Annotated in this window: 1 protein-coding gene; it reads left to right on the top strand. The window is 60.9% G+C overall.

Annotated features, from left to right (window positions below; all coding sequences use genetic code 11):
* Nucleotides 1-8,966, top strand: an 8,966-nt coding sequence (locus tag GIW04_RS23975; RefSeq protein WP_236479258.1) for a two-partner secretion domain-containing protein, incomplete at both ends; no start/stop codon positions are given.

Below are 8,966 nucleotides of genomic sequence, written 5' to 3'. Positions count from 1 at the left end.
GCCAATATCATCCTCAACGAAGTCAACGGCGGCAGCCCCAGCCAACTGCGCGGCTACACCGAAGTGGCCGGGCAATCGGCCCATGTGATCGTCGCCAACCCGTATGGCATCAGCTGTAACGGTTGCGGCTTTATCAACACCCCGCAAGCGACGCTCACCACCGGTAAAGCCGTGATCGAAAACGGCCAGATCAATCGCTACCAGGTCGACCAGGGCAGTGTTGCTATCGAAGGCGCCGGCCTGAACGCCAGCAACGTCGATCAGTTCGAAATCATCACCCGCGCCACCACCATCAATGCGCAGATCCAGGCGAAAAAACTCACCGTCGTCGCCGGGCGTAATGATGTAGATGCACGCACCTTGAATGCTACTGCGCGGGCAGCGGATGGCAGCCAGGCGCCGGATCTGGCGATTGACTCGTCGGCGCTGGGCGGCATGTATGTGGGCGCAGTCAAACTGGTGGGGACCGAGGCGGGTGTCGGCGTGAAGTTGTCGGGGGACATGGTCGCCGGCGGTGATATTCAGATCGATGCCGGTGGCCACGTGGTCATGGGCCAGACAACAGCGGCCGGCACCATTAACGTGAAGGCCCGCAGCGTGGAAGCCCAGGGCGTGGTCGCGGCGGGCAGTGTGCTTGAGATGAAGACGCAAGGCGACTTGCTCAATCAAAAAAGCCTGGCTGCGCGTGATCGCGTGGCGCTGCAAAGCGGTGGGGTGTTGACCAACAACGGCGTGATCGAAGCGGGCGTTAATGCTGATCAGACGCGCAATGCTCAGGGCGATATCCACGTCACTGCTGCCCAGTTGAATAACAACGGCAAAACCGTCATCGCCAGTCGTGACCTGAGCGTCAAGGTGGAGGGCATTCTCGACAACCGCAGCGGCACCCTTAGCGCGCAAAACCAGCTGAAGGTGACGACCGAAGAACTGGACAACCAACAGCAAGGCCGCGTATTGAGCGCAGCACGCATTGAGTTGAATGCCGCACGGTTGCTCAATGCTGACGCAGGCCTGGTGGTGGGCGACCGAGGGCTCAGCGGCCGCATCGGGCAGTTGGTCAATCGCAAGGGCGAGCTCTCAAGCCTTGCTGAAGTCACTTTGCAGGTCGACAGCCTGGACAACGTCGCCGGCCTGATATCTGCGGGCCAGGCGTTGCGCTTGACTGCCAGCGCGGCGGTGAACAATCAAAGCGGTCGCCTGGTGGCCGGGCAGATGGCGCAGGTCAACGCCGGGCAACTGGACAATAGCCAGTCAGGCATCCTCACCAGCCAGGGCGACCTTGGGCTGAATATTGCCGGCACGTTGGATAATCAGCAGCAGGGCCGCATCGAATCGGGTGCCACCGCACAGGTCAACGCCGGCAAACTCAACAACCAACAACATGGCGTGCTCTCCAGCGGTGGCGCCCTCGAACTCACGGCCGGCCCAGTAATTAACAGCCAAGGTGGATCCATTTCCAGTGCCAAGGCCCTCACTGCCCGTGTCACCAGCCTCGACCAGCATGAGCAGGGGCGCCTTTACAGCAATAGCGATGCAGTCCTGGACCTGGGCAACGGCCACCTCGACAACCGCGACGGGGGCTTGATCAACGCCGCTGGCCAACTGACGTTGAATAATCTCAATAGCGTCGACAACCGCAGCAGCGAAATTTCCAGCGCTCACGGGTTCACGCTCACCGCCAACAGCCTGGACAACCGCGCTGGCAAACTGCTCAGCGACCAGGCCTTGGGCCTGAAGATCGTGCAGACGCTCAACAACGGTGCAGGGCTGATTACAGCCAGCGGCCTGGATATTGACGTTGCCAGTTTGATCAACGACCAACGCGGTCGAGTTAACAGCCGTGATCGGCTTAACGCCCGGGTGGGTGGTTTGCTTGCCAATCAAAGCGGAAGTTTCAGTGCCGACGCAGGCGCACAGTTGACCGTGGGAGGCCTGGACAACAGCAATGGCGGCCAACTCTTCAGCCAAGGCGATTTGAGCCTGAACCTCAATCGGGGTCACCTTAACAACCAGGGTGGCTTGATCAACTCCCCAGGCCAGTTGTTGCTGACCCAACTTAACAGCGTCGATAACCAGGGCGGCGAAATCTCCAGCGCCCAAGCCTTCGATCTGAATGCGGATCAACTCAATAACAGCGCCGGCAAGTTGCTCAGCGAGCAAGCCTTGAGTGTGCGCATTGCCCGCGCCCTGGACAACACCCAAGGTGCGTTGACCGCAAAGGCCTTGGATGTACGGGCTGGGACACTGATTAACCAGTCCGGTCGACTCGCTGCGGTGGATAGCGTCAACTTGCAAGTCGATGGCGAACTCGATAACCGCAGTGCAAAGGTTCTGGGCAAACACCTTGTGCTTGGCGTTGGGACGCTCAATAACGACCAGGGCCTGGTGCAGGGTGATTCGACGTTGCTGCTCCAAGCGGGCGGCGCGGTCAGCAACCAGGCCGGCACGTTGGCCGCTGGGCACAGCGTGACGCTCAACAGCGCCAGTCTGGATAACCGCACAGGTAACTTGACCAGCGACGGTGCACTGACGGCAGGTATTGCGGGCAGCCTGCTCAATCAAGCGGGGCTTATGAGTGCCGGCACTGATATGCAGGTCAATGCCACCGACCTGAACAACTCGCTCAAGGGTCGCATTGCCTCTCAGCAGGTACTGCTCACGGGGCAAGGGTTGGATAACAGTGCAGGCGGTAGTTTGTATGCCAAAGGTCAATTGGGTGTGGCCCTCGGCGGCCAGTTGAACAACGCCCAAGGCACACTGCGCAGCGATGATCGTTTGACCATCAATGCCTCCGGTTTAACCAATGATGACGCAACACTATCCAGTGCCAGCGACCTGAAGATCACGACCGGCAAGCTGAGCAACCAGGGCGGGCGCCTTAGCAGCGCGACCCGGTTGGGTATGACGGTTACCGCACTGGACAACAGCCGTAACGGGCATGTCGCAAGCCAAGCCGATGTAAGCCTGGATATGCAAGGTGGTCACCTCAACAATAACGGTGGTTTGATCAACGCGCCGGGGCAATTGCTGCTCAAGCAACTGGGCAGCGTTGATAACCAGGGCGGTGAAATTTCCAGCGCCCACGCGTTTGAGCTGGCGGCAACCGCCTTGAACACAGCGGACGGCAAGGTACTCAGCCAGCAAGCCCTGACCTTGCGTATTGCCCAAGCGCTGGACAACACACGCGGCTTGATTTCTGCCGCGGCCTTGCAGGTGAGCAGCGCAAGCCTGGGCAACCAGGGTGGCAAGTTGAGTGCCGTTTCCGACCTGAACCTCGGCGTAGAAGGTGTGCTGGACAACCGCAACGGTGAATTACTGGGTCAGCACTCGACAGTCGAAGTGGCTGCGCTGAACAACAGTCAGGGGCGCATCCAGGGCGATAACCGCTTGACCTTGACCAGCCACGGCGCGGTCAACAATGACAAAGGCACGCTAGCTGCCGGTCAGATGCTGATGGTCAATGCCGCCAGCCTGGACAACCAGTCCAAGGGCCGCCTGACCAGCAAGGGGGACGCGCAGCTGGTGGTGGGGAGTGTGGATAACCGCGGTGGCAGCATCACCTCGGTCGGGCAATTGCGGGTCAAGGGTGACGAGCTGGATAACCGTCAGGCCGGGCTGCTCAACTCGGGCCAGGCCATGAACCTGTCCATTGGCAAAGTGGACAACCGAGGGGGTGAAGTTTCCAGCGTTACCGAACTGACGATGACGGGCCGCGAACTGGACAACAGCAATGCCGGTCGCGTACTGGCCAATAGCACGCTGCAGTTGACGCTCGACAGGCTGAACAACCAGCTCAAGGGCCTGATTTCTGCGCAACAGGATGTCAACCTCAAGGCAGCCAGCCTGGACAACAGCGCCCAAGGCAGTGTCTATGCCAAGCGCAACCTCGATATAACCCTGGCCGAACAGGCTGACAACAGCCAAGGCGTCATGCGCAGCGACGCCGCCTTGCAACTGCGCGGCGCCAGCCTGGGTAACAACGACGGGCGTATCAGCAGCGGCGGGGCGTTACTGTTGAGCGCTGCCAATGGCCTTGCCAATCAGAATGGCGAGGTGCTCAGCGCTGATACGGCGACGGTGAATGCCGGCAGTGTCGACAACAGCCAAGGGCGCATTGTTGCTGACGGTGCGCTGCAACTGACCACAGGCGTATTGCTTAACCAGCATCAAGGCCGTGTCACCAGCGCTGACCGCCTCAACCTCACAGCCACTGACGTGGACAACCGTTTCGAGGGGCGTATCGCCAGTGAGCAGGCGCTCAACGCCAGCCTCACCAGCCTTGACCAGCGCGGAGCCGGTGAGTTTTACAGCAACAGCGAGCTGACCCTGGACATGAACCAGGGGCACTTGAATAACGCCGATGGCTTTATCAATGCGCCAGGGCAGTTGTTGCTCAAAAACCTCAAAAGTGTCGACAACCGTAACGGTGAAATCTCCAGCGCCAAGGCCTTTGCCGTGCGTGCCGGCACCCTGGACAACAGCGGCGGTAACGTACTCAGCGACCAAGGCTTGACCCTAAAAATCGAACAGGCGCTGCTTAACGTTAAGGGGCTGATTTCAGCCGCCGGTGTCGAGCTCGATGCCGCGCGCCTGGACAACCGCGAAGGCAAGGTCAGCAGCGCGCTGGATGCGCGCCTGGCGGTCAGTGAGGACCTGCTTAACGACCAGGGCGAAATCGTCAGTGCAGGCCACACGCAGCTGAAGGCGGCCAGTTTGAGTAACACTGGCGGGCAAGTGCTCGGTGATGTCAGCCTGGACGTGAAGGTCAAGGGCGCACTGAATAATCAGGCCGGCACACTCGGGGCCGGCACCTCGTTGAACGTGCACGCTGCCAGCCTGGATAACCGCCAGGCCGGGAAATTGGGCAGTGACGGCCAACTCAAGGCCACGATTGATGGGTTACTGGACAATCAGGCCAAAGGGCAGGTGTTGGCCAAAGGCGCGATGGAACTGCGTGCCGGTCGTTTGGATAACCGCGAAGGGCGGCTGACCGGGCAGGACCTGTTGACGGTGCACAGCGACAATGTCGACAACCGCGGCGGTGTGATCCTTTCCCAGAAGGACCTTCAGCTCAATCTGGGTGAGCTGGACAATCAGCAAGGTTCGCTCAGCAGCAAGGAGGCCTTGAGCTTCTCCGGACAACAATTGCGTAATCAGAAGGGGCTGGTGAGCGCAGCGGGGCCCCTGCGACTGACTGCCGATAATGTGCAAAACGCGGCAGGCCGTATCGCCAGCCAGGCGGATCTGCAGGCAACTATCGGCTTACTGGCCCAACAGGGCGGTGAACTGGTTGCCCAGGATGAGCTGAGCCTTAGCGGGGCCTCCCTGGACAATCGCGAGGGCGGCCTGGTAGGCGCCACAAAAGCGCTGAAACTCACGGTCGACGCCGTTGATAACCGAGCGGGCGAGATTTCCCGCCGCACCAGCCTCGACTTCAAGGCGCAGCTCCTGGCTAACAGCGCCGGCAAACTCATCGCCGGTACCGCATTGGACTTGGCCGTGCCGCATGTGATCAACCAGGCCCAAGGATTGATTTTCGCCCGGGACAACCGCTTCAACGGCGCGCGCCTGGATAACGGCCAAGGCACTTTCGCGGGCCAGCAATCGCTGAGCATGTCGCTGGTCGCCATTCCCGGCACTGAACTGGATGGTCGGCTGGATAACCAGCTGGGCAAAATCAGCAGCGAAGGCACCCTGCAGATGACCAGCGCGACGCTCAACAACGACGCGGGTGCCGTCTCTTCGGCAGGTGCGCTCACCCTTGCTGCCAGCGGTGCTATCACCAACCAGGGCGGCGTCATGGAGACCGATGCCGCCCTGACGCTCACCAGCGCAAGCCTGGACAACGGCCCCAAAGGCCTGCTCAACAGCCGTGGTGAGCTGACCCTGGCCACCGGGACGCTGAACAACAATGGCCGTATCACCAGCGCCGATCGCCTGGATCTGGCAGCCACCCAGGTGGACAACAGTGGACGTATCGCCAGCAGCAAAAACCTGACTGCCATCCTCACCGGCCTGAATCAGCAGGGCGGTGAGCTGTTCAGCAACACGCAGCTCGATCTGGACCTCAACCACGGCCAATTGAGCAACGTGGGCGGCCTGATCAATAGCCCGTTGCTGATGCTGAAAAACCTGGCCGAGGTGAACAACCAACGTGGCGAAATTTCCAGCCAGCAAGCTTTCACGCTGGCGGCTCGCAACCTGGATAACGGCGGCGGCAAGCTGATCAGTAACCAAGGCCTGACCCTGCAGATTCAAGACGCCTTGGGCAACGCCAAAGGTGCGATCAGCGCCGCCTCGCTCAACGCCAACAGTGCCCGCCTGGACAACACGGATGGGCTGCTCAACAGTCGTGGCGTCATGCAAGTCTCTGCCACCCAGGCGCTGGATAACCAGCGCGGCACGCTGATTGCCGACGGTGCCATGGGGCTGTCGTCCGCTCGGCTCGACAACCGTGGCGGTGATGTATCGGGCAAGGCCTTGGTGACTGCTGATGTCGATCAGGTCGATAACCGCGGCGGTCAACTCATCAGCACTACAGCAGTGGATATTCGCGCTGCGTCCCTGGACAACCGCAAAGGCCTGGTGGGCGCCGATAAAACGCTGGAACTGCGGGTCGATCACATCGACAACCGTGGTGGCGAACTGTCGACCAACTCCGACCTGACCGTCACCGGGCAAACCCTGGATAACAGTGATGCGGGTCGTGTATTGGCCGGGCAATCATTGAACCTTGCGCTCACCCAACTGCTGAATCGCAACCAAGGCCAGCTCAACACACAGCGGCTGATGCTGAGCGCTCAGAACCTGGACAACAGCAATGGCAAGCTGCTCGCCCAACAGCTACTGCAACTTGAGCTCAAAGGCGAGCTGAATAACAGCCAGGGCGTGATCAACAGCGAAGGACGCTTGGGCGCCAACGCCGTCAGCCTGGTCAACCGTCAGGGCCGAGTGTCCAGTGCCCAGGGGTTGGCGCTGGGTCTGACAGGGGCGCTGGACAACGAGGGCGGTGAACTCGTGACTGACAGTAGCCTGCAACTGCGTAGCGCCAGCCTCGGCAATCAGAACGGCGTGCTCAGTGGCAAAGGCGCGGTCGGGGTCACCACTGGCGCGCTGGATAACACGGGGGGTCGTCTGATCAGCGGCGACACGCTGGCGCTGAAGGCTGGGTTACTGAACAACAGCGCTGGCAGCATCGGCAGCGCCCAGGCCCTGACGGCCAGCGTGAATGGGCTCGACCAACAAGGCGGCAAGCTGTTCAGCAATGCCGGACTTACTTTGGACCTGAACCACGGCCAACTCAACAACCAGCAAGGCCTGATCAATGCGTCCGGCCCGCTGGTGCTGAGCCAGCTCAACGGTGTGAACAACCAGGCCGGTGAAATTTCCAGTGGCCAGGCATTCACTATCGCGGCGCGCAACCTGGATAACAGCAGTGGCCGCCTTCTCAGCAACCAGGGCCTGACGCTGCGTATCGACCAGGTACTCACTAACATCAAGGGTTTGGTTGCAGGTGCAAGCCTGAGTGCGCAAGCGGCCGCGGTCGACAACAGTGGCGGCACGCTTACCAGCCGTGGTGGCCTTGAATTGACCGGCACCGGGCTGCTGAGCAACGGGCAACAAGGTTTGATCAACGCCGCGCAAGCATTGACAGTCAATGCGGGCAACTTCAATAACCAGGGCGGCAGCCTACTGGGTACCAGCGCCCTGACGCTCAAGGCGTTGGCCGTGGACAACAGTGCCAAAGGCCTGATCAACAGCCAGGGCAGCCTGGAACTCACTGCACATAGTTTAGACGCCAGCGATGGTGGCGAGGTGTCGGCCAAGGGGGACATGGACCTCACACTCACTTCCATGTCCTTGCGTGGCGGCCGGTTGATAGGTGAACAGCGCCTGAGCGTGGACCTGGCAAACGGTGACCTGGATAACCGCAAAGGCCTGATCTTCTCCAAAGGCCCGCTGACTTTGCAACGCGTGCGCGACCTGCAAAACCAGGGCGGCGAACTGTCCAGTCAAAATGCCCTGAGCTTGACGGGACGCAACCTGGACAACAGCGCCGGCACGCTTATCAGCCAGCAATTACTCACACTGAACGCAGGCGACGTGGTCAACCGCGGCGGCCTGATCTCGGGTTGGCAGGGCCTCAACCTGATCGGCACTCAGTTGGATAACCGCGACAAAGGCACGCTGTCCAGTCGCAACGGCGACCTGTATGTGCGCCTCGGTGGGCGCTTGCTCAACAGTGGCGAAGGCGCGTTGGCCAGCCAAGGGCGATTGACGGTCAGCGCCGCCAGCCTGGATAACAGCGCCAGCGGTGTGATCTCCAGCGGCGCGCAGCAGACCGTGAGCGTGCTTGGCGCGCTGAACAACACCCAGGGCGGCTTGATCGACAGTGGTGCGACGTTGGATGTGAGTGCAGCCGACCTCGACAACAGCGCCGGCAACATTACCGCCCAGCGTAACCTCAACGTCTCGGGTGGCAACCTGCTCAATACCGGTGGCTCGTTGATGGGTAACGACGAGCTGGTGCTCAACCTGCAAGGCAACCTTGGCAACGTCAACGGTAAGATCGCAGGCACTGGGTCGTTGCTACTCCAGCGCGCCATCGAGGTGGATAACCGCGGCGGTCAACTGGCCAGCCAGGGACGCCTTTCATTGGCCATGGGCGGCCTGAACAACAGCCAAGGCGGCACCGTCGCGGCCAAAGGTCCGCTGGCCATCGATGCCAGCGCCATCGTTCAAAACAACGCTGACGGCTTGATCTACAGCCAGGAAGGCGACCTGCGCATCAACGCCTTTGGCCTGGCCAACGCGCAAGGCAAGCTGCAGGGGCACAATGGCCTGCGGGTCGAGGTCAATGGCGATCTCGATAACCAGGGCGGCAATATCATCAGCCAGACCGGTGACGTGCACCTCAAGGCCGGCAACCTCGACAACCGCAGCGGCGTGCTCGCCAGCCTCAAGGG

Source organism: Pseudomonas sp. PA-4-8C (assembly GCF_021606625.1).
Taxonomy (GTDB): domain Bacteria; phylum Pseudomonadota; class Gammaproteobacteria; order Pseudomonadales; family Pseudomonadaceae; genus Aquipseudomonas; species Aquipseudomonas lactis.
Note: the sequence above shows the minus strand (reverse complement) of the source record. Positions and strands in the feature narration are given on the sequence as shown.